The 21,194-nt window shown below is 64.4% G+C and carries 18 protein-coding genes; 9 read left to right on the top strand and 9 right to left on the bottom strand.

All coding sequences use genetic code 11. The annotated features are described in order from the left end of the window. Nucleotides 1–22 precede the first annotated feature (22 nt). On the bottom strand, nucleotides 23–1,687 hold the full coding sequence (locus tag IB235_RS18500; protein WP_192337951.1) for a thiamine pyrophosphate-dependent enzyme: 1,665 nt from the start codon (nucleotides 1,685–1,687) through the stop codon (nucleotides 23–25). Nucleotides 1,688–1,872: 185 nt separating this feature from the next. Between IB235_RS18500 and IB235_RS18495 the strand changes: the two genes are divergently transcribed. Then, nucleotides 1,873–2,586: a GntR family transcriptional regulator gene (locus IB235_RS18495; protein WP_155040044.1), complete on the top strand. Its 714-nt coding sequence runs from the start codon at nucleotides 1,873–1,875 to the stop codon at nucleotides 2,584–2,586. A 24-nt stretch (nucleotides 2,587–2,610) separates the two neighbouring features. Here IB235_RS18495 and IB235_RS18490 read toward each other — a convergent pair whose 3' ends face one another. The 7 genes from IB235_RS18490 to IB235_RS18460 form a co-directional block, all read right to left on the bottom strand. Next, nucleotides 2,611–5,232: a nitrate reductase gene (locus IB235_RS18490; RefSeq protein ID WP_225612468.1), complete on the bottom strand. Its 2,622-nt coding sequence runs from the start codon at nucleotides 5,230–5,232 to the stop codon at nucleotides 2,611–2,613. Nucleotides 5,233–5,249: 17 nt separating this feature from the next. Continuing rightward, complete coding sequence (locus IB235_RS18485) at nucleotides 5,250–6,098, bottom strand: formate/nitrite transporter family protein (RefSeq protein WP_192337950.1); 849 nt, start codon at nucleotides 6,096–6,098, stop codon at nucleotides 5,250–5,252. 11 nt (nucleotides 6,099–6,109) lie between these two features. Next, entirely contained in the window at nucleotides 6,110–6,442 is a 333-nt protein-coding gene (gene nirD, locus IB235_RS18480) for a nitrite reductase small subunit NirD (RefSeq protein WP_155040046.1), read from the bottom strand. Beyond that, nucleotides 6,439–8,874, bottom strand: a complete 2,436-nt coding sequence (gene nirB, locus IB235_RS18475) for a nitrite reductase large subunit NirB (RefSeq protein WP_192337949.1) — start codon at nucleotides 8,872–8,874, stop codon at nucleotides 6,439–6,441. Before nirB ends, nirD begins: the two co-directional genes overlap by 4 nt. A gap of 14 nt (nucleotides 8,875–8,888) precedes the next feature. Next, on the bottom strand, nucleotides 8,889–10,100 hold the full coding sequence (locus IB235_RS18470) for a nitrate/nitrite transporter (RefSeq protein ID WP_192337948.1): 1,212 nt from the start codon (nucleotides 10,098–10,100) through the stop codon (nucleotides 8,889–8,891). A 289-nt stretch (nucleotides 10,101–10,389) separates the two neighbouring features. Further along, a complete protein-coding gene (locus tag IB235_RS18465; RefSeq protein WP_192337947.1) occupies nucleotides 10,390–11,562 on the bottom strand; it encodes an ABC transporter substrate-binding protein in 1,173 nt (390 codons plus the stop codon). Continuing rightward, on the bottom strand, nucleotides 11,553–12,143 hold the full coding sequence (locus IB235_RS18460; protein WP_155040050.1) for an ANTAR domain-containing response regulator: 591 nt from the start codon (nucleotides 12,141–12,143) through the stop codon (nucleotides 11,553–11,555). Before IB235_RS18460 ends, IB235_RS18465 begins: the two co-directional genes overlap by 10 nt. A gap of 280 nt (nucleotides 12,144–12,423) precedes the next feature. Between IB235_RS18460 and IB235_RS18455 the strand changes: the two genes are divergently transcribed. The 8 genes from IB235_RS18455 to IB235_RS18420 all read left to right on the top strand — a co-directional run bounded on the left by IB235_RS18455 (nucleotide 12,424) and on the right by IB235_RS18420 (nucleotide 20,453). After that, the gene (locus IB235_RS18455) at nucleotides 12,424–13,332 is read left to right on the top strand and encodes a helix-turn-helix domain-containing protein (RefSeq protein WP_192337946.1); all 909 of its coding nucleotides are present in this window, start codon (nucleotides 12,424–12,426) and stop codon (nucleotides 13,330–13,332) included. A 203-nt stretch (nucleotides 13,333–13,535) separates the two neighbouring features. Continuing rightward, nucleotides 13,536–14,669 (top strand): calcium-binding protein, encoded by a 1,134-nt coding sequence (locus IB235_RS18450; RefSeq protein WP_192337945.1) that lies wholly within the window; start codon nucleotides 13,536–13,538, stop codon nucleotides 14,667–14,669. 248 nt (nucleotides 14,670–14,917) lie between these two features. Beyond that, complete coding sequence (locus IB235_RS18445) at nucleotides 14,918–15,742, top strand: alpha/beta fold hydrolase (RefSeq protein WP_192337944.1); 825 nt, start codon at nucleotides 14,918–14,920, stop codon at nucleotides 15,740–15,742. 26 nt (nucleotides 15,743–15,768) lie between these two features. Beyond that, on the top strand, nucleotides 15,769–16,470 hold the full coding sequence (locus IB235_RS18440; protein ID WP_192337943.1) for a hydrolase: 702 nt from the start codon (nucleotides 15,769–15,771) through the stop codon (nucleotides 16,468–16,470). 74 nt (nucleotides 16,471–16,544) lie between these two features. Next, on the top strand, nucleotides 16,545–18,407 hold the full coding sequence (locus tag IB235_RS18435; RefSeq protein ID WP_192337942.1) for an amidohydrolase: 1,863 nt from the start codon (nucleotides 16,545–16,547) through the stop codon (nucleotides 18,405–18,407). Between the two features lie 17 nt (nucleotides 18,408–18,424). Next, nucleotides 18,425–20,080, top strand: coding sequence for an MFS transporter (locus tag IB235_RS18430; RefSeq protein ID WP_192337941.1), 1,656 nt, complete (start codon nucleotides 18,425–18,427; stop codon nucleotides 20,078–20,080). Beyond that, nucleotides 20,077–20,298, top strand: a complete 222-nt coding sequence (locus IB235_RS18425; RefSeq protein WP_192337940.1) for a DUF1427 family protein — start codon at nucleotides 20,077–20,079, stop codon at nucleotides 20,296–20,298. The genes IB235_RS18430 and IB235_RS18425 overlap by 4 nt, the downstream gene beginning before the upstream one ends. Beyond that, nucleotides 20,295–20,453, top strand: coding sequence for a DUF1427 family protein (locus IB235_RS18420; RefSeq protein WP_155040058.1), 159 nt, complete (start codon nucleotides 20,295–20,297; stop codon nucleotides 20,451–20,453). Before IB235_RS18425 ends, IB235_RS18420 begins: the two co-directional genes overlap by 4 nt. Here the strand turns inward: IB235_RS18420 and IB235_RS18415 are convergent. After that, a complete protein-coding gene (locus IB235_RS18415; protein WP_225612467.1) occupies nucleotides 20,450–21,157 on the bottom strand; it encodes a FadR/GntR family transcriptional regulator in 708 nt (235 codons plus the stop codon). The two genes, IB235_RS18420 and IB235_RS18415, sit on opposite strands and share 4 nt — an antisense overlap. Between the last annotated feature and the right edge of the window lie 37 nt (nucleotides 21,158–21,194).

The following is a 21,194-nucleotide window of genomic DNA, read 5'->3' as shown; positions in this document are numbered from 1 at the left end:
CGGAAATCTCCGGGCCTTTCGCTTATTGGCCGCGCAGTTTCGCGATGGTGGTCCGGGTCGAGATCTGTTCTGGATCGGTCATCAGTTCGATCACCGTGGGCCGGGCCGAGGCGAAGGCGGCCTTGATCGCGGGCAGGAATTCAGCGGTCTGGGTGACACGGGCGAATTCCGCCCCCAAGCCCCGCGCCAGCGCCCCGAAATCGGTGGTGACGATATCAGTGCCGGAAACACGCCCCGGATGCTCGCGTTCCTGATGCATGCGGATCGTGCCATAGGTGCCGTTGTTGAAGACCAGCACGATCGGGCGTCCGCCATGCTGGACGGCGGTGGCGATTTCGGCCCCGCTCATCATGAAGCCGCCATCGCCGACAAAGGCCAGCACCTGCCGAGCCGGGTCCTGCAGAGATACGGCGACAGCGGCAGGCACCGAATAGCCCATCGCCCCGCAGGTCGATCCGATCTGCCGACCCGGACGGCCATAGCGCAGGAACCGCTGCGGCCAGCCTGTATGGTTGCCCGCATCCAGCGTGATGATCGCATCGGCGGGCAGGGCGTCGCGCAGCGCCAGCATCGCCTGTCCCATATCCAGCGGATGGTCATGCGCGGGCGCTTGGGTATCGGCCAGATATTCCTCGCGCAGTGTCTGACGCCAATCGCCATGCCCGGACAGACCCAGATCCGTCCCTGCCAGCGCAAAAGCCGCGGCGGTTGAATCCGCGGCAATGCCCAAGGTCGGGCTATAGACGCGCCCGATCTCATCGGCATCGACATGGATATGGACCAGCACCTTGCCGGTATCAGGCACATTCAGCGAGACATAGTTGCGGGTGGTGATCTCGCCCAGTCGGGCACCGATGACCAGCAGCACGTCGGCTTCGGCCAGTCGGCGGACAAGGCTGGGCGCGACGCCGGTGCCGAAATCTCCGACATAATGGTCCGAGTCATTGTCGATCGCGTCCTGACGCCGGAACGAGGTGGCGATCGGCAGGTCATTGTCGGTGGCAAAGCGCAGCAGTGCCTCGGCCCCCTCATCGGTCCAGCCCGATCCTCCGGCCAAGACCAGCGGTCGCTTGGCCCCGCGCAGCGCCTGCGCGATCCGGGCCACCTGCGCTGCATCCATCGCGGGCGCGGTCGGGACATAGGGCGGGGCGTCGGCCACCTCGACCAGTTCGGTCAGCATGTCCTCGGGCAGGGCCAGCACCACCGGACCCGGCCGCCCCGAGGTCGCCACCCGGAAAGCCCGCGCCATGTATTCCGGGATGCGGCGGGCATCGTCGATCTGTGCCGCCCATTTCGCCACCGGTCCGAACATCTGGCGGTAATCGATTTCCTGAAAACTTTCGCGATCCACCGTGCCGCGCCCGACCTGGCCGACCAGCAGAATCATGGGCGTCGAATCCTGATAGGCGACATGCACACCGATGGCGGCATGGCACGCCCCCGGCCCGCGCGTCACCATACAGATGCCCGGTCGCCCGGTCAGCTTGCCATAGGCCTCGGCCATGTTCGCGGCCCCGGCCTCGTGCCGGGCATTGTACAGGGTGAAACGGTCGCGGACGTCATGCAGCGCGTCCAGCACCTCAAGATAGCTTTCGCCGGGGACGCAAAAGGCGCAATCCGCACCATGGATCAGCAGTTGATCGACCAGCACCTGTCCGCCGCTGCGGGAATTCTGCTGTTGTTGCATCCGGCTCTCCTCTGCGATCCGCCCGGCCGCCACTGTGGAAGCAAAGCGGCAGGAATGTCGAGACGGCGCGACACAGCCTGAGCTTGCGCATATATTTTAGTTTTCATGTCGAACCGAGCCTGTATTCTGCTTGCAGGCAGCTGGGAGGCGCCGCGCGCCTTCGGGCTGCGACAAGGGGGAAAGAGATGAATTTGTCCGTCAAGGCGGCGGTCGAGTTGGCACGGCACAATATGCGCCACCAGCCGCGCTCGGCAGCCGCCAGAATTTACGATGACCTGCGTCAGCGCATCCTGTCGCTGGAGCTGCCGCCGGGCGCAAGCCTGCTGCGGGCGGAACTGGCGCAGCGCTACGATGTCAGCCAGACCCCGCTGCGCGACGCGCTGCAGCGGCTGGAGCAGGACGGTCTGGTCGAGATCTTTCCCCAATCGCGGACTTTGGTCACCCGGATCGACGCGACGCGCGTGCAAGAGGCCCAGTTCCTGCGGGTTGCGCTGGAAACCGAGGTGGTGCGCCGTCTTGCCCGCAAGGGCGCGCAGGATGTGGTCGATTTCGGCCGTGCCGTGATCGAACTGCAGCGCAGTCTGGCCACCGATCGCTCGCAATTGCAGCTGTTTCAGGAGATGGACGAGTATTTCCACGGCGTGCTGTTCGGCGGCCTGCAGCAGGACGACCTGCATGCGCTGGTCCGTTCCCGATCGGGGCATCTGGACCGGGTGCGGCGGCTGCAGACCCATGCCGAGGATAAGATCCGCGAGATTTTGCAGGGGCACGAACGGATCGTGGCCGCCATCGAGGCCCGCGACGAGGATGCCGCGGTCGAAGCCATCCGCGTGCATCTGCACAAGGAGCCCGATTGGGTGAATAGCTTCCGCGCCGAGCATCAGGATTACTTCAGCTGAGGACGGGCCCTGGCGGGCAGGACCTCATGCCCTTGCGGCGCTGGCCAGCAGGGCCTTGATCTCGGGGCGGCAGGAACCGCAATTCGTTCCCGCCCGCAATGCTGCGCCGACCTCATCGACCGTGCTCAGGCGCTGCGCGCCGATGGTGCTGCGGATCAGGTTCACGCCCACGTTGAAACAGGCGCAGACCAGCGCGCCGTGATCGGGCTGGTCGCCACCGGGCCTGCCCGCCAGCGCGTCCCCGGCATTTTCCCCGCCCAGCAGGCTGCCCAGATGGCTGCGCGACAGACCGACCGGCTCTCGCGCGATGAACAGGGCGGCCTGCAAGCGGCCCTCGCGCATGAAGGCCAGCCGGATCTGGCCCTTGGCACGGTCATGCACGGTCAGCGGCTCATCCCTTAGCCCGAACAGGGCGCGGGCATGATCCATCCAGCATTCGGGATCGGCCTCGCCAGCCAGTTCGGCCTGCCAGCCACCCTCGATCGCGGCGCGCGCCCAATAGGCGCTGGCGGGAATGATCGGCCCGGCCGAGATCGCATAGCCATACCACGCGGCGCGGAAAGGGGTGATCGCGACCGGCGCGGATTTCGAGGCGGGCTGACCCGAGACCGGATCGGTCACGCCCGGAACCAGCACATCCACCCGCCCCGAGGGCGCGGTCTGCCCGGTCCAATGGATCGGCGCAAAGGGATGTCCCGGTGCGACCCGGTCGGTGACCAGAACCCGCAGGATCGCCGTACCCTCGGGGCTGCTGACCCGTGCCAGCGACGCGACCGACAGTCCCAAGGCCTCGGCATCGCGAGGATGGATCTCCAGATAGGGTTCGGCCAGATGGCGCGAAAGACGGGCCGAAATCCCGGTGCGGGTCATCGTGTGCCAATGGTCGCGGACCCGACCGGTATTCAGGCGATAGGGATGTTCGGCGCTGACCGGCTGCGGGGCGCGCGGCGTGACCGGGATCATCCGCGCCTTGCCATCGGGATGGTGAAAGCGGCCATCGCCAAAGAAGCGGCCGCCCGATTTGCGCGGCGATTGTGGCCACAGGAACGGCTCCAGCCGGTCATAGGCGTCCCGCGTGATCCCGGCATGGCTTGAGATGTCGAAATCGCTGCCAAGCCTGCCCGCGACGCCGGACAGGGCGGCATGCTCGGCATAGATCTGGGCCGGGTTGGTCCAGGCGAAATGCTCGCCCCAACCCATGCGGGCAGCGACATCGGCGATGATGCGCCAATCGTCGCGGGCCTGCCCAGCCGGGGCCATGCTGCGACGCTGGCGGCTGACCCGACGCTCGGAATTGGTGACGGTCCCGTCCTTTTCCGCCCAACCGGTCGCGGGCAGCAGGACATGCGCCAACCCGGTCGTGTCCGTTTCCGCGACCATGTCCGAGACGACGACGAAATCGCAGCCGGCGATGGCACGGGCGACGCGGTCCGCCTCGGGCATCGAAACGGCGGGGTTGGTGCACATGATCCACAAGGCCTTGATCCCCCCATCCTCGACCGCGCGGAACATGTCGACAGCTTTCAGGCCGGGTCTCTCGGCCATGCGCGGCGCGGCCCAGAAATCCTGCACGGCGCTGCGATGGGTCGCGTTTTCGATATCCAGATGACAGGCCAGCATATTGGCCAGACCGCCAACCTCGCGCCCGCCCATGGCATTGGGCTGGCCGGTGACGCTGAACGGCCCCATGCCGGGACGACCGATCCTGCCGGTGGCAAGATGACAGTTCAGGATCGCATTGACCTTGTCGCTGCCGGATTCCGACTGGTTGATGCCCTGCGAATAGACGGTGACGACCTTTTCCGTGCCGGTCCACAGGTCAAGGAAACACTCCAGATCCTCGGCCGACAGGCCGGTGGCGGCAGGATCGGCTTCACGCGCAGCGTGAATTGTGGCATCAAAGCCATTCACATTGCTGATGAAATCTTGGTTAACTGCCCCACGCTCAGCAATCGCGGCCAGCAGCAGGTTAAACAGAACCGCATCCGCCCCCGGCGCGATCGCCAGATGCAGGTCGGCCAGATCGCAGGTTGCGGTGCGCCGCGGGTCGATAACCACGACGCGCATTTCAGGGCGAGCTTCCTTGGCGGCGACAAGGCGCTGAAACAGCACCGGATGGCACCATGCCAGGTTCGACCCGGTCAGCACCACCAGATCGGCCTGCTCCAGATCCTCGTAAAGCCCCGGAACCGTATCGGTGCCAAAGGCCCGGCGATGCCCCGCGACCGAGGACGCCATGCACAGCCGCGAATTCGTGTCGATATTGGCCGAGCCGATGAAGCCCTTCATCAGCTTGTTGGCGGCGTAGTAATCCTCGGTCAGCAATTGCCCCGAGACATAGAAAGCGACCGAATCCGGGCCGTGTTTGGCGATGGTTTCCGCAAACCGCGCCGCAACCAGATCCAGCGCATCGTCCCAACTTGCCTCGCGCCCGTGGATGCGCGGGGCTAGCAGCCTACCTTGGCGGTCCAGCGTCTCGCCCAAGGCCGAACCCTTGACACAAAGCCGACCCTTATTCGCCGGATGGGCGGGATCACCCATGATGTTCAGCCCGCCCGTCCCGTCGGGGCTGGCCAGCACCCCGCAGCCTACTCCGCAATATGGGCAGGTGGTGCGGATGGTCGAAACTGCGGGATGCATGGTCATGGTGATGGTCCTTGGCTCTACTCGGCGGGAACCGCGACGGGCTGAGCCTCGTCGGCATTGCGCTGGCGTTCGGGCGAAGTCTTGTGGTGGGTGGCATAGATCACCGCACCGACAAAGGTGATGCCGCCGACCATATTGCCCAGCACGGTCGGGATCTCGTTCCAGATCAGATAGTCCATGATGGTGAACTGGCCGCCCAGCAAAAGCCCCGCCGGGAACAGGAACATGTTCACGATGGAATGTTCGAAGCCCATGTAGAAGAAGACGAGGATCGGCATCCACATCGCCATGATCTTGCCGGAAACACTGGTGGACATCATCGCGGCCACGACCCCGGTCGAGACCATCCAGTTGCACATGACGGCGCGGACAAACAGCGTCAGCATCCCCGCCGCGCCATGCGCCGCATAGCCCAGCGTCCGGCCCTCGCCGATATGGCCGATCTTTTCGCCGACGGCGTTCGGAGCCTCGGAGAAGCCGAAGGTCACGATGATCGCCATGAACAATGCGACGGTGAAGGCGCCGCCGAAATTGCCGGCGAATACCAACCCCCAGTTGCGCAGAAGGCCCTTCGGCGTCACGCCCCGGCGCTTGTCGATCAGCGCCAGCGGCACCAAGGTGAAGACCCCGGTCAACAGATCGAAGCCCAGAAGGTATAGCATGCAGAACCCGACCGGGAAAAGCAGCGCACCGATCAGCGGATCGCCGGTATTGACCGTGACGGTGACGGCGAATGCGGCCGCCAGCGCCAGGATCGCCCCCGCCATATAGGCGCGGATCAGCGTGTCACGGGTCGACATGAAGACCTTGGCCTCACCAGCATCGACCATTTTCTTAGCGAAATCAGATGGATTGACATAGGACATGATGTGACCCCTCAGGCTGCCCGGCGGGCCATCAATTCGGCACTGATCAGGATGCGGCCATTTTCGACGCGGATCGGATAGGTGCGGACAGCGCCTTCGTCAGCGCCCTGAGCCTCGCCCGAGTTCATGTCGAAGACCCAGTTATGCAGGGGACAGGTGACCGAGGTCCCATGCACGATCCCCTCGGAAAGCGGGCCGCCCTTGTGGGGGCAGCGGTCCTCAAGGGCAAAGACCCGGTCATCTGCGGTGCGGAATACCGCGATGCAGCCCTGCACGGTTTTCACGACGCGCGCGCCCTGCTGGGGGACATCCGAAAGCGCGCCGATATCGACGAATGTGGTCATTCCGCTGCCTCCAGCGTCAGGTCTGCAAGGGGGCCCCATTTGGGCGTCTCGGCGGGGGTGGAAAGCTCGGCCCAGGGGTCGGTGCGATAGACCGACTGGCTGATCTCGAAGCGTTCGACCAAGGCACGGCGGTTTTCCAGATCATCGACGACCTGCGCCTTGATCCAGTCAAGGCCGACCTTGGCCATCCACTTCCAGATCCGGTCCAGATATTTGCCGTTCTCGCGGTAAAGCTGGGTCACGGCCAGGATGATCTGGATAGTTTCCTCTTCGGACGGGGTCGAGGCCAGATGCTCGGTTTCCTTGACCTCCATCCCCGCCGCGCCGCCGATCGAAATGTTGTAGCCGCTGTCGACGCAGACCACGCCGATGTCCTTGCAGGTCGCCTCGGCGCAGTTGCGCGGGCAGCCGCTGACGCCCAGCTTCAGCTTGTGCGGTGTCCACGACCCCCACATGAGCTTTTCCAGCTTGATGCCCAAGCCGGTCGAATCCTGGGTGCCGACGCGGCAGAACTCCTTGCCGACGCAGGTTTTGACCGTGCGCAGGCCTTTGGAATAGGCCGCGCCCGACACCATTCCTGCGGCATTCAGATCGGCCCACATATGTGGCAGGTCTTCCTTGCGCACGCCCAGAAGGTCGATGCGCTGGCCGCCGGTCACCTTGACCATCGGCACGTTGTATTTGTCGGCAGCGTCCGCAATGGCGCGCAGCTCGGCCGGCGTCGTCACCCCGCCCCACATGCGCGGCACGACGGAATAGGTGCCGTCCTTCTGGATATTGGCGTGGTTGCGTTCGTTGACGAAACGCGACTGGCGGTCGTCCTTGTATTCCAGCGGATATTCGGCCAGCAGATAGTAGTTCAGGGCCGGACGGCAGGAATGACAGCCGCCGACGGTTTTCCAGCCCAGTTCCTGCATGACGGCGGGGATGGATTTCAGCCCCATGACCTTGATCAGGCGGCGCACGTCCTCATGCGTGTGGTCAGAGCATTTGCACATGCCGGCGGGCGCTTCATTCACCTCGCCACCCAGAGCGAATGCCATGACCTGCTGCACCAGCCCGGTGCAGGTGCCGCAAGAGGCGCTGGCCTTGGTGCAGGCGCGCATCTGATCCAGCGTGCAGGCCCCGCCCGCCACCGCATCCATGATCACGCCCTTGGAAACGCCGTTGCAACCGCAGATCTCTGCCTCAGGCGGCAAGGCTGCAACGGCCGCCATAGGGTCCAGCTTGGACCCTCCCTGGAAGGCCGGGCCAAAGATCAGGGTCTCGCGCATCTCGCTGATGTCGGTGCCGTCCTTCATCAGCCCATAGAACCAGTTGCCGTCGCCGGTCTCGCCATACATGACGACGCCGATGATGCGGTTGTCCTGCAGGACGAGGCGCTTGTAGATACCGCGGCCCGGATCGCGGAAGACGATGTCTTCGCGGCCCTCGCCCTCGGCAAAATCCCCGGCGCTGAACAGGTCGCAGCCGGTGACCTTCAGCTTGGTCGCGGTCTGGACCGGGACGAATTCGGCGGCTTGGTCCAGCAGGGTTTTCGCCAGCACCTTGGCTTGGTCGTAAAGTGGCGCGACCAGACCGAACAGCTGCTTGCGGTGTTCGACACATTCACCAAGCGCGAAGATATGCGGATCGCTGGTGCGCATGGCGTCATCGACGACAATGCCGCGTTCAACCTCCAGATGGGCGTCATTGGCAAGGCGCGTTTCCGGGCGGATGCCGACGGCCATGCAGACCAGATCGGCGGGATAGACGGTGCCGTCCTCCAGCAGCACGGCCTCGGCGCGGTCATGGCCCATGATCGCCTTGGTCGCGCCCTTGCAATGGACGGTGATGCCGCGTTTCTCCAGATCCTTTTGCAGCAGGTAACCTGCGGCGGGATCCAGCTGACGCTCCATCAGGTGGCCCATGATGTGGATCACGGTGACTTTCGCACCGCGTGCGGCCATACCGGCGGCCGCTTCCAGCCCCAGCAGACCGCCGCCGATCACCACGGCATCCTTGCCCGCCACACCCGCATCGATCATCGCATGGGTATCTTCGAGGTCGCGATAGGTGACGACGCCGGGCAGTTCCTTGCCCACAACCGGGATGATGAACGGGGCCGAGCCGGTGGCGATGACCAGCGCGTCATAGGGCGCGCCGCCCTTGTTCGAATAGACGATGCGGTTCTTGCGGTCGATCTTGACCACCGGCTCGCCAAAGCGGCAATCGACGCCGTTTGCGCGATACCAGTCATCGTCATGGGTGACGATGTCTTCGTAGGTTTTCTCGCCCGACAGGACCGGGGACAGCATCAGGCGGTTGTAGTTGCCGCGCGGCTCACCGTTGAACAGGGTTACTTCGTAGGCGTCGGGGGCAGCATCGAACAGCTGTTCGAACATCCGGCCCGAAGCCATCCCGGCGCCAATGACCACTAGCTTCTTTTTCATGGCTGGGGTTCCTTTCAGGCGGTTTGCAGGGCAGGGGCGCGGTTCAGGCGGCGGATCGAGACGTGCATCCAGATCAGGCAACCGGCGACCAGCAGGAACAGGACGGCAAAGCAGCTGGACCACAGTCCCGTCGTGTCCTTAAGCCAGCCAAAGAGCAGCGGCAGGAAGAACCCGCCAAGGCCGCCGATCATGCCGACCAGACCGCCGACTGCGCCGACATTCTGGGGGTAATAGGTGGGGATGTGCTTAAAGACGGCGGCCTTGCCGAGGCTCATGAAGAAGCCAAGGACAAAGATCACCACCAGGAATACCGGGGTCGAGACGCCCGAGGGGATTGCTAGGATCGCAGTGGCGGCCAGCGACACGATCAGCGTCCAGTACATCACCGTGCGCGCACCGATGCGGTCCGACAGCACCCCGCCATAGGCGCGGAAGATCGAGGCCGGGATGGAATAGGCCGCGCCGATCATGCCAGCGGTCTTGATATCGAAGCCATAGACCCCGATCAGGTAGCGCGGCAGCCACAAAGCCAGCGCGACAAAGGCGCCGAAGCTGAAGAAGTAATAGGCCGCGAAGCGCCAGACCTGCACGTTCTTCAGCGGCGCGAACTCGGCTTTCAGGCTGCGCAGCGGGGCCGATGCGCCGCGACGCTGGATGGTGACCGGGTCGTCCTTGCTGAAGACCCAGAACAGGATCGCGGTCAGCGCCAGAACGGCAGCCCAGATCTGCGCCGTCGCTTGCCAGCCATAGGCCACCATGACGAAGGGCGCGACGAATTTGGTCACGGCCGCGCCGACATTGCCGACACCAAAGATGCCAAGCGCCGTGCCCTGTTTCGCCGATGAGTAGAAGCGCGAGACATAGGCGACGCCGACGGCGAATGATCCGCCCGCAAGGCCGACGCCAAGCGCGGCCAGCAGCATCTGGTTATAGGTCTGGGCCCAGCCCAGCAGGAAGGTCGCCAATGCGGCAGCCAGCATGGTCAGGGTATAGACGACGCGTCCGCCAAGGCGGTCGGTCAGCACCCCCAGCACGATGCGGACCAGCGATCCGGTCAGGACGGGCATGCCGATCAGCAGACCGAACTGGGTTTCAGTCAGGGAAAGCTGTTCGCGGATCTGGATGCCGATGATGGCAAAAATCGTCCAGACGGCAAAGCAGATTACAAAGGCGAAGGTGGACAGGCCGAGGGCGCGATTTGCCTCGGACGAGGGGGACATGGTCATGGGATGCTCCGATGGCGTTGACTGAAAAGCGTCTGCTGTCGGAAAACGATGCTCGCGGAACCTCAGCGGTTCGGATCGCACGCTTTCGCAAGATTCCGCATCCTCGCGGGATCATGCCGCATCATTGCGAGCTGGCCTGGTCGCGCCGTTGCGCCGGGCCGTAGGATCACATTGCCCGTGCCGGGCCTGTCACTCAACTGTCGTGATGGATTTTCGCCGTGTCGGAATGCTGCTGCTGCGCGATACGGCGGCATTGCTTCGCTGCGGGCGCAAAATGCCCGGATTTCGCTCAGATCGCGAATGGAGGCTCGAATGTGGTGCCGTCAAAGAACGCGTCGCGACGCAGAATCATCTGCCCACGCTCGGCCGGGACATGCAGGTCCGTGGCCAGCGCGCCCTCCAGCCGGGCCGAAGCGCCGGGTAGCTCGGCCCCAGCCTCGCGCAGGTGCTGGCGATAAAGGTCGGTGCGATAGACCGCCATGGCGCGGCGCATTGCCTCGACTGGGTCGCGGCCATGCCGTCGCGCGATCCGGTCGGCAAAGAAGGCGGCAAGGCTGCGCCAAGGATAGCTGGCCGATCCCGCATTGAACGCGATAAAGCCGGGCGCGTCGCGCATTTCGCCCATGGGCGACACCATCATCCGCCCGGTCAGGCCGCGCTCGGCCAGTTCCGAAGGCAGTTTCAGATATTCGGGACGGGAAAGGATCTCGGCCGCGCTGCCGCGATGCTCGGGCATGTCCAGCCAGCGCCCCGCACGCCAGATCGCCCGCATCAGGCGGCCAGTCAGGTCCGGCTGACCCTCGACAAAGGTGTGGTTCAGCACCAGCCCCTTTTCCGGCGGGGCCGCCCAGATCGCGATGCCAGGCAAGATCAGCGAGGCAATGCCATTTTCCACCGCGAAGGATGCCCAGGGCTCACCCACGCAGAACAGGTCGACCTCGCCTGCCGCCATGGCCTCGGCCATGTTCGGCGGTGGGACGGTCACGACCGAGATATCGTCGCCAAAGCCGGAATGATGCAGCCAGTGGCGCACAAGTTCGTGCTGGGTCGAAAACAGGAAGGGCACGCCGATGCGCAGGGGTTTGTTCACTGCGGCGCGCAGGGCGCGACCTGCGGCCATGGCATCGGAAAAGGCAAAGTCATGGCCCCCGAGACGCAAAGCCTCGGCCAGTTCGGGGCTGACGGCGATCGCCTGACCGCCCTGCGACAACACCATGACCAGATCGCTGGGCGGCAGGGCAGGGCCAAGCCCCATCGCTTGTGCGACGGGCATTGGGGCCAGCATATGGGCGGCCTCGATCAGACCCGCGCCCAGCATGTCGCGGCTTTGCGCCCATGAGTTCAGGCGGATCAGGTCCAGTGACAGGCCTTCCTCGGACGCAAAGCCCAGCTCCTGCGCCACGATCAGCGGGGCCGCGTCGATCAGCGGCAGATAGCCCAGTCGGATCGGCGTCAGCGGCATGACAGAAGCCCCGCCGCCATCACCAGTTGCTGGGCGATGTCGCCCATGCGCTTGCCCTGATCCATCGCCGTCTTGCGCAGCAGCGCATAGGCGGCCTCTTCGTCGATGTCGCGGGCCTTCATCAGGATGGCCTTGGCGCGGTCGATCAACTTGCGTTCCTCAAGGGCGGCACGGGTCGCGGCCAGTTCGGCCCGCATGCGCTGGAACATGTGGAACCGCGCGATGGCCGCATCCAGCACCGGCTTGATCCGGTCCTGCCGCAGCCCGTCCACGACATAGGCAGAAATGCCGGCCTCGATCGCGGCGCGGGTCAGCCCTTCGTCCGAGCGGTCGACGAACATCGCCACCGGTCTTTCGGTCGGGCTTGAGGCCAGCGCCAGATCCTCAAGCATGTCGCGCGAGGGGTTGGCCAGATCGATCAGCACGATATCGGGGTGGAACTCGGCGATATGGCGGGCAAGGCCCGCGACCTCGGCCAGCACACGGATGTCATGGTCTCCGGCCTCGCGCAGCCCATCGACGATGGTTTCGGCACGCAGGGCATCCTCTTCGATGACGATGATCGACAGGCGTTTTTCCATGATCCCTTCCGCCGCTTCCTGCGGCCCAGATCGCACCGGATGAGGCCGTCAGCAATGCTGCGCCCGTCACATCCGCAAATATCACCCGCCTGTGCCGAAGTTTCACGCAGACCGCACAAACATTAGCCAGAATCCCGGTCACTATACCAAGGTCTAGAAAGACAAGGATCGCGAAATGCGGCGCATTAATATTCAAGCTCTCCCAAACGGGAACGACAACACCCACAAGTTGTAAACCGAAGAACCTCGCGCCAGACGGATCGCAAGGAAAGGCTACAGGATGAGTGCTCAGCTTCAGTCGATGGAACGAGGCGTCAAGACCATGGATTCGCTGGGCTGCGCCACCACGGCCCTGTCCGCCGATCATGTGCTTTGCACCGGCGAGATCGTCTTTCGCCGTAAGGCCGCGCCGGGACTGCATCGCAGCACGGTCGCAACGCCCGCGCAGGAGCGTGGGTTGCTGGTCGGGATCTCGTTGGTCGATGGCCATCGCCGCAAGGGCGGCGAAGGCGGGCGGGTGCAGGACCGGCTGTTCGACCGGGGCGACATCTATATCCGCGATTTCGACAGCGACTACGCCGCGACAATGGACGGCCATTTCGATTTCTTCCTGATCGAGCTGTCGCGCAATTTCATCGAGGATGCCGAGCGGATCAGCGCCCGCGGCAAGGGTCAAACCCTGTCGCGCGTTCAGGGCCGCGAGGACCAGATCCTGCGTCATCTGGCTCAGGCCCTGTTGCCCGCGCTGGCCGCGCCCGAGTCCTTTGATCCGCTGTTCATCGAGCAGCTGGCGACCACAATCGGCGCGCATCTGCTGCACCAGTATCGAACGGATGGCGGTTCGGACAGCGACCGGCTTTGCGCGCTGGCCCCGGTGATGATCCGCCGCGCGCAGGACATGCTGATGTCGGGCGAGGGGGACAAGGTCTCGATCGCCGATATTGCCGAGGCGCTGAACCTGTCCCGCCACGGCTTTTTCCGCGCTTTTCGCGATTCTACCGGGGTGACGCCCTATCAATGGCTGCTGAACCAGCGCATTGAACGCGCCCGTCGGTTGCTGGCCACCACGGACCTGTCGCTGGTCGAGGTCGCCCTGACCTGCGGCTTCTCGGACCAGAGCCATTTCACCCGCGTCTTTGGCCGCATCGAGGGCATGTCGCCGGGGCGCTGGCGCGACCGCGTGCGGTAAGGCCAGACAGGCTGTCGCGCCGCGAGAGACGGCGTCGTTAACTATCTGTTAACAAATCCCGTTGACGAGATCATCGGCTTCCGCCATCAGCGAATTTGTGTCGACAAAAGATGCATGGGCGCTGGCTGGGAATTTCCCCCGATCGCCACCATGCCTCCGCGTGACGAGTGTTCGTTTTTAACGATTGCAATGGAGATTGGGCGATGGCCGTTTTCGACGCTTACGTAGGTATGAGGATGTGGGGTGTCGGCACGTCTTACGGGACTGTCACTTGGGCCGGTTATGACGCGATCGTCATTCAGGTCGGTTCCCATACTTATGAGTATTATGGAAATTTCAGCTATGATTCCTATGGGAACGTCTATGGGACGTTGACAGGTTATGCCGAATATTACGGCAATACTCTGCTTGGAGAGGCTTACAATTTCTCAGTCGATGCGGCGACGGCCTTCGATGCGATCAATGCCGGAAATGCCGATGGGCTGATCGCCTATATCGCGCGCGGGTCGGATATCGTCTATGGCTCGGACTATGCCGACAACATCGCGGGCTTTGGCGGGAACGACGCCCTGATCGGCTATGCCGGGAATGACCTGATCTATGGCGGCGCTGGCAATGACTCGATTTCGGGTGGCGCTGGCAACGACCGGATGTATGGCGGGTCGGGCAACGACGAATTCTACATCCTCGACGGGTCGGACAACGTCACCGAATATGCCAATGAGGGCACGGACCGGGCGCAGATTTCGGTCAATTACACGCTGACGGCGAATGTCGAGAACCTCGCCATGAATGGCAGCGGCAACCTGTCGGGCACCGGAAACGGTCTTGCGAATGTCATGACCGGCAATGCCGGCAACAACCGTCTGAATGGCCTTTCCGGCAATGACAATATCAACGGCGGCAGCGGGAACGACGTGCTGCTGGGCGGGATCGGCAACGATATCCTGAACGGTGCCGCAGGCGCGGACCGTCTGATCGGTGGGGCCGGGGCAGACCGGATGGCCGGCGGTGCCGGGGCGGATACCTTCGTCTTTACCGCAAGGACCGAGTCCACCGTTGCCTCGGGCGGGCGCGATATCATCACCGATTTCAGCCGCAGCCAGCATGATCGCATCGACCTGAGCGCGATCGACGCCAATACGAACCGCACGGGCGAACAGGCCTTTACCTATATCGGCAATGCCGGGTTTACGGGTCAGGCGGGTCAGGTCTCGGCGCGGGCGGTCAGCGGCGGTACGCTGATTTCGGGCGATGTGAACGGGGACCGGGTGGCCGATTTCTCGATCCTGCTCGACGATCGGATGACGCTTTCGGCCAGCGACTTCATCCTGTGAACGAATTGCGGCGCGCCAAGGCGCGCCGTTTTCCTGCGCGACGATCGTGAAACGCGCAGCACGAGCTTGCAAGATCGCGGGGGTGATCCGGGGCTAGGATCAGCGGCAAGTTACGATTGCGCCCCCGCAATGTCTTCTCGGGCCGTCAGGCTACTGCAATCCGGCGGACGGCCGGGGCAGGGGCGCTTTTCGTGGCGAACGGGGACGGCTTTTGGCCGCCCCCATGTCACTGAAAACGGAGCCTGACCATGAGCTACATCACCACTTCGGACGGCGTGCAGATCTTTTACAAGGATCAGGGGCAGGGCCGTCCCATCCTGTTCTCGCATGGCTGGCCGCTCAGCGCCGATGCCTGGGAAACGCAGATGCTGTTCTTTGGTCAGAAGGGCTATCGCGTCATCGCCCATGACCGGCGCAGCCATGGCCGCTCGCAGCAGGTCTGGGATGGCAACAACATGGACCGCTATGCCGACGATCTGCACGACCTGATCGAGGCGCTGGATCTGAAGGACGCGATCCTGATCGGCCATTCCACCGGCGGCGGTGAGCTAGCGCATTACCTTGGCCGCCATGGCACCGCCCGTGTCGCGGCCGTCGTGCTGGCAGGCGCGGTTCCGCCGCTGATGGCAAAAACCCAGGCCAACCCCGAGGGCCTGCCGATCGACGTCTTCGACAGCATCCGCGCGGGCGTGGCCAGCAACCGCTCGCAGTTCTTCAAGGATCTGGCGGTGCCGTTCTACAGCCACAACCGCGAAGGGGCGACGGTCAGTCAGGGCCTGCAGGACGCCTTCTGGCTGCAGGGCATGGCCGGGGGGATCAAGGGCCTGTACGATTGCATCCACGAATTTTCGGAAGTCGACTACACTGACGACCTGAAAAAGATCGACGTCCCGGTCCTGTTCATCCACGGCGACGACGACCAGATCGTGCCCATTGGTGCCGCGGCGGAAAAGGCGGTGAAGCTGACCGCCAAGGGAACGCTGAAAGTCTATCCCGGCGGCTCGCATGGGCTGGCCGAGACCGAGCCCGAACAGTTCAACCACGACGTGCTGGCCTTCATTTCCTCGCTTTGATCCGCCGAACCCAAGGGAGCATCGCAATGAACGACAAGCTTGAACTGCTGACCCCCGAAAACTGCCAGATGATCTTTATCGACCATCAGCCGCAAATGGCCTTCGGGGTGCAGTCGATCGACCGGCAGGTGCTGAAGAATAACACCGTCGCGCTGGCCAAGGCCGCCAAGATCTTCAACATCCCGACCACCATCACCTCGGTCGAGACCGAAGCCTTTTCCGGCCACACCTATCCCGAGCTTCTGGAGGTATTTCCCGATCATCCGCTGCTGGAACGCAGCTCGATGAACTCATGGGACGACCAGAAAGTGCGCGATGCGCTGGAACAGGCCGGACGGCGCAAGGTCGTGGTCTCGGGGCTTTGGACCGAAGTCTGCAACAATACCTTCGCGCTGTCGGCCATGCTTGAGGGCGGATACGAGATCTACATGGTCGCCGATGCCTCGGGCGGGACCTCGCGCGAGGCGCATGACTATTCGATGCAGCGCATGATTCAGGCGGGGGTGGTCCCGATGACATGGCAGCAGGTGCTGCTGGAATGGCAGCGCGACTGGGCACGGCGCGACACCTATGACGCGGTGATGGCGCTGGTCCGCGAACATTCCGGGGCCTACGGCATGGGCGTCGATTACGCCTATACCATGGTCCACAAGGCCCCCGAGCGCGTGGCCCATGGCCCGCGCCTTGCTCCGGTGCCGGCCGCGCTGTCGCCTCAGGCCGCCGAGTAACCGGTTACGCCGCGCCCGGCTTCCCCAAGCCTTCCGCCGGGCGCGGCGCCCAACTCATCGATGAAAGCGCAAGCATGATTGACACGATCCTGACCGACGGCCGCATCACGACGCTTGATTCCGCCTGCCCCGAGGCCGAAGCGCTTGCCATCTCGGGTGGCCGGATTGCCGCGGTCGGAAGCAATCGCGACATCATGCGGCTGAAGGACGATCAGACGCAGGTCATCGAACTGGCCGGGCGACGGGTCATTCCGGGCTTGAACGACAGCCATACCCACCTGATCCGGGGCGGTCTTAGCTACAACATGGAGCTGCGCTGGGAAAATGTGCCGTCGCTGGCCGATGCCTTGCGGATGCTGCGCGAGCAGGCGGCGCGCACGCCTGCGCCGCAATGGGTGCGAGTGATCGGCGGCTGGTCCGAATTCCAGTTTGCCGAACGCCGCATGCCCAGTCTGGACGAAATCAACGCCGCCGCGCCTGACACGCCGGTGTTTGTGCTGCATCTTTACGCCCGTGCGCTTCTGAACCGGGCGGCGTTGCGGGTGCTGGGCATCGGCCCCGACACCCCGAACCCGCCCGGCGGTGTGATCGAACGCGACGCGCGCGGCAATCCGACCGGGATGCTGCTGGCCAAACCCTCGGCGCTGATCCTTTACTCGACGCTGGCGCAGGGACCAAAGCTGCCGCTTCAGGACCAGATCAACTCGACCCGGCATTTCATGCGAGAGCTGAACCGTCTTGGCATCACCAGCGTCATCGACGCGGGCGGTGGCGGCCAGAACTATCCCGAGGATTACGAGGTCATCCGTCATCTGGACAGCTCAGGCCAGCTGACCCTGCGGCTGGCCTATAACCTGTTCGCGCAAAAGCCGGGCAGCGAGCTGTCCGATTACGAACGCTGGATCGCGATGACCGAACCGGGCGCAGGTTCCGACCTGCTGCGGATGAATGGCGCGGGCGAGAACCTGACATGGTCCGCCGCCGATTTTGAAAATTTCCTTGAACCCCGCCCCGAACCCGGTCCCCATATGGAGGCCGAGCTGGAGCGCATCGTCGAATTGCTGGCGACGAACGACTGGCCCTTCCGCATCCATGCCACCTATGACGAGACGATCGACCGCTTCCTGACGGTGTTTGAGCGGGTGAACGGGCGCACGCCCTTTCGCCAGCGCTTCATCATCGACCATGCCGAAACCATCACCCCCCGCAATATCGAGCGCATCCGCGCCCTTGGCGGCGGCATCGCCATCCAGCACCGCATGGCCTTTCAGGGCGAGTATTTCGCCGCCCGCTACGGCATCGAGGCCGCCCGCGCCACGCCGCCCGTCGCCCGCATGCTGGCCGAGGGTGTGCCGGTCGGCGGCGGCACCGATGCGACCCGCGTGGCGTCCTACGATCCATGGGTCGCGCTGCACTGGCTGACCACAGGGCGCAGTCTGGGCGGATTGCAGATGACCGAGGAAAACGCGCTGCTGGACCGGGAAACCGCCCTAAGGATCTGGACCGAAGGCTCAAGCTGGTTTTCCGGAGAATCTGGCGAAAAAGGTCGAATTACCAAAGGTTTTCATGCCGATCTTGCAGTACTTTCCACGGACTACATGCGCGTGCCCGACGACCAGATCCGCGGCATCCGCTCGGTCCTGACCATGCTGGCGGGCAAGGTGGTTTACGGCGAGGGTGGTTTTGCGGGCCTGGCCCCACCGCTGCCCCCCGCCAGTCCGGATTGGAGCCCGGTGGGACACCTTCCCAGCCCCGGCCAGCGTCCCGCAGCGATGGCCGCGCCGGGAGACTGCGACATCCCGTCGTGCCATTCAGAGTGCCGGAATGCTTGCGCTCTTCATGCTCACGACCATAGCATTGCCTGGAACAACAAGGTGCCTGTCCGCCACGCTGGTCGGTTCTGGGGCGCCTTGGGTTGCTCGTGTTTTGCGATCTGACGAAAGGGCGGGTGGGCATGCAGGAAATCCCGAAACTCGTGGCGCAGAACCAGCAATCAGCCTGGAGTCCGCTGCGGCACAAGGCCTTTGCGCTGCTTTGGACGGCGACGCTGATCTCGAATATCGGGACATGGATGAACGATGTCGGCTCGGGCTGGCTGATGACAGAGCTTAGCCCGTCGCCGGGCATGGTGGCGCTGGTCTCGGCCACGACCACGGTTCCGGTGTTTCTGTTCGTGCTGCTGGCAGGCGCGCTGGCCGACCGCGTCGACAAGCGGCGCTACCTGATCACGGTCAACATCCTGCTGGGCATGGTCGTCACGCTGATGGCGCTGGTCACGATGTGGGGGCGGATGACGCCGCAGCTTCTGCTGGTCTTTACCTTTGTGGTCGGCACCGGGGCGGCCTTCATCGCGCCGGCATGGCAATCGATAGTGCCCGCGCTGGTCCCGCGCGAGACGCTGTCGCCGGCGGTGGCACTGAACTCACTGGGGGTGAATATCAGCCGTGCCATTGGTCCTGCGCTGGCCGGGCTGCTCATCACCGCCGTCGGACTGTCTGCGCCGTTCTTTGTGAACGCAGCCAGTACAATCGTCATCGTCACGGCGCTGATCCTGTGGAAACCGCCCCCGGCCGAGCCTTCGCGCCTGCCGCCCGAGCCGATCTTTGGCGCCATGCTGACCGGCTTCCGCCACGCGCTGCATAACGACGCGCTCAAGGCGACGTTGCTGCGATCCTTTGCCTTCTTCAGTTTCGCCAGCGCCTATTGGGCCCTCGTGCCGCTGCTGGCGCGCGGCGTCCCGGGCGGAGGGGCCACGCTTTACGGGCTGGTTCTGACCGCGATCGGCACGGGTGCCGTCACCGGTGCGCTGGTCCTTCCCAGCCTGCGCGCCCATTTCGGCATGAACGGGCTGACCGCCGCAGGCACGATCGCGACCGCGCTGGCCATGGCGCTGCTAAGCCTTGCCGCCAGTCGCGGACTTGCGATCATCGCGGCATTCATCGGTGGTCTCGGCTGGATCGCGGTGCTGACCAGCCTGAACGTCTCGGCCCAGATGGCGCTGCCGAACTGGGTCCGGGCACGCGGGCTGTCGATTGCGCTGATGGTGTTCTATGGCTGCATGGCGGCGGGTTCGACCATCTGGGGGCAGGTAGCAGGGATGACCTCGACCCGCTTTGCGCTGCTTCTGGCGGCAGCGGGGCTGGTCGCGGCGATACCGCTGACCTGGCACGCACGGCTGGGGCAGGGGCAGGGGCGCGACCTGACCCCCGCAGCAAACTGGCCCGACCCCCAGACCGAGGGCGATCCTGCCGACAGCGCCGATCGCGGCCCGGTCCTCATCACCATCACCTATGAGATCGAACCTGAGGAGGCCGAGGATTTCCTGTCCGCCATGTCGGACCTGTCGGGCGAGCGCTACCGCGACGGCGCGCATGACTGGGGGGTCTATCAGGATGCGGCCTCGCCCCGGAACTGGATCGAGTGGTTCTTTCTGCCCAGCTGGGCGGAGCACCTGCGCCAGCATCAGCGCCACACCCAGCATGACGTGCAGAACCACACCCGTGCCCAGGCCTTTCATCGCGGCATGCGTGCCCCCGAAATCCGCCACTACCTTGCGCCCCGCACCGCCGAGACGCGTGCCGCGCCCTTGGCAAAGGAGACCGCGACATGATCCGGACCGTCATCGGCCTGTTGCTTGCCCTGACCATCGGCATCGCCTGCCGGGTTGCGGGCATCCCGTTGCCCGCGCCGCCCGTGCTGATCGGTGCGCTTCTGGTCCTTGCCATGACGCTGGGCTATGTCCTGACCGACCGGCTGGCGGCGCATCGCGCCAACAGCACCCGTCCGCTTTGCGGTGGTCCCACCGGCGAAAGCGGAACCCAGCCATGACCCAGACATTCGGAGGACTGCTGCTGGGATTCCTGATCGGATCGGGGTGTCGCTGGTTCGACCTGCCCTTGCCCGCCCCACCCCGGATCGTCGGCGCACTTCTGGTCGTGGCCATGACGCTAGGCTTTCTGGGGGCGGATCTGGCGCTTTCCTAGCTGCCGACCGGCGGCGGCGAGGACGCGATCCACGTCATCGCCTGTTCGACCTGTGCCAGATGCTGCTGCATGGCATCGCGGGCCGCCATTTCCGAGCCCGCGGCAATCGCCTCGGCAATCAGGCGGTGTTCGCGGTTCGATGAAATCCGGCGGTCTGCCATCAGGTTCACCAGTTCGGACTGGCGCATCATCGCCTGCCGCGATTGGGTGACGACACGGGCGAACAGCGCGTTCTGCGAGGCTTCGGCGATCAGGCAGTGAAAATCGGAATCCAGCCGCACCCAGGTCAGGGAATCCGTTTCAGCATCCATCCGGTCGCACAGCACGACCAGCTTGGCCAGCGTCGCATCGTCACGCCGCAGCGCGGCCCAACCCGCAGCCGGGATTTCGATAAAGGGGCGGGCCTCGACCAGATCGCGGGCGGAAAGCTCTCCATAAGCCAGTTCGCTGACCTGCTGCGCCGAGATGACATAGCTGCCGCTGCCCGTCCGGCTGCGGGTCAGGCCAAGGGTCTGCAAGGACCGCATCGCCTCGCGGATCATCGGACGGCTGACGCCGTAATTCAGGGCCAGCTTTTCCTCGGAGGGCAGACGGCTGCCTACCGGGATGCGCCCGGACAGGATCGCTCCGCGCAGATCCTCGAACACGGCCTCGGTCGCATTCCTGCGATTGACAGCAACCTTCTCCTTCACATCCTCAGCCAAGCTTCCCGTCCCTTTCCCTCCGAAACCCGTGGCGTCG

The organism is Paracoccus sp. PAR01 (assembly GCF_014851995.1).
GTDB lineage: Bacteria > Pseudomonadota > Alphaproteobacteria > Rhodobacterales > Rhodobacteraceae > Paracoccus > Paracoccus litorisediminis.
The sequence above is the reverse complement of the archived record's forward strand: the minus strand, read 5'-3'. Positions and strand labels throughout refer to the sequence as shown.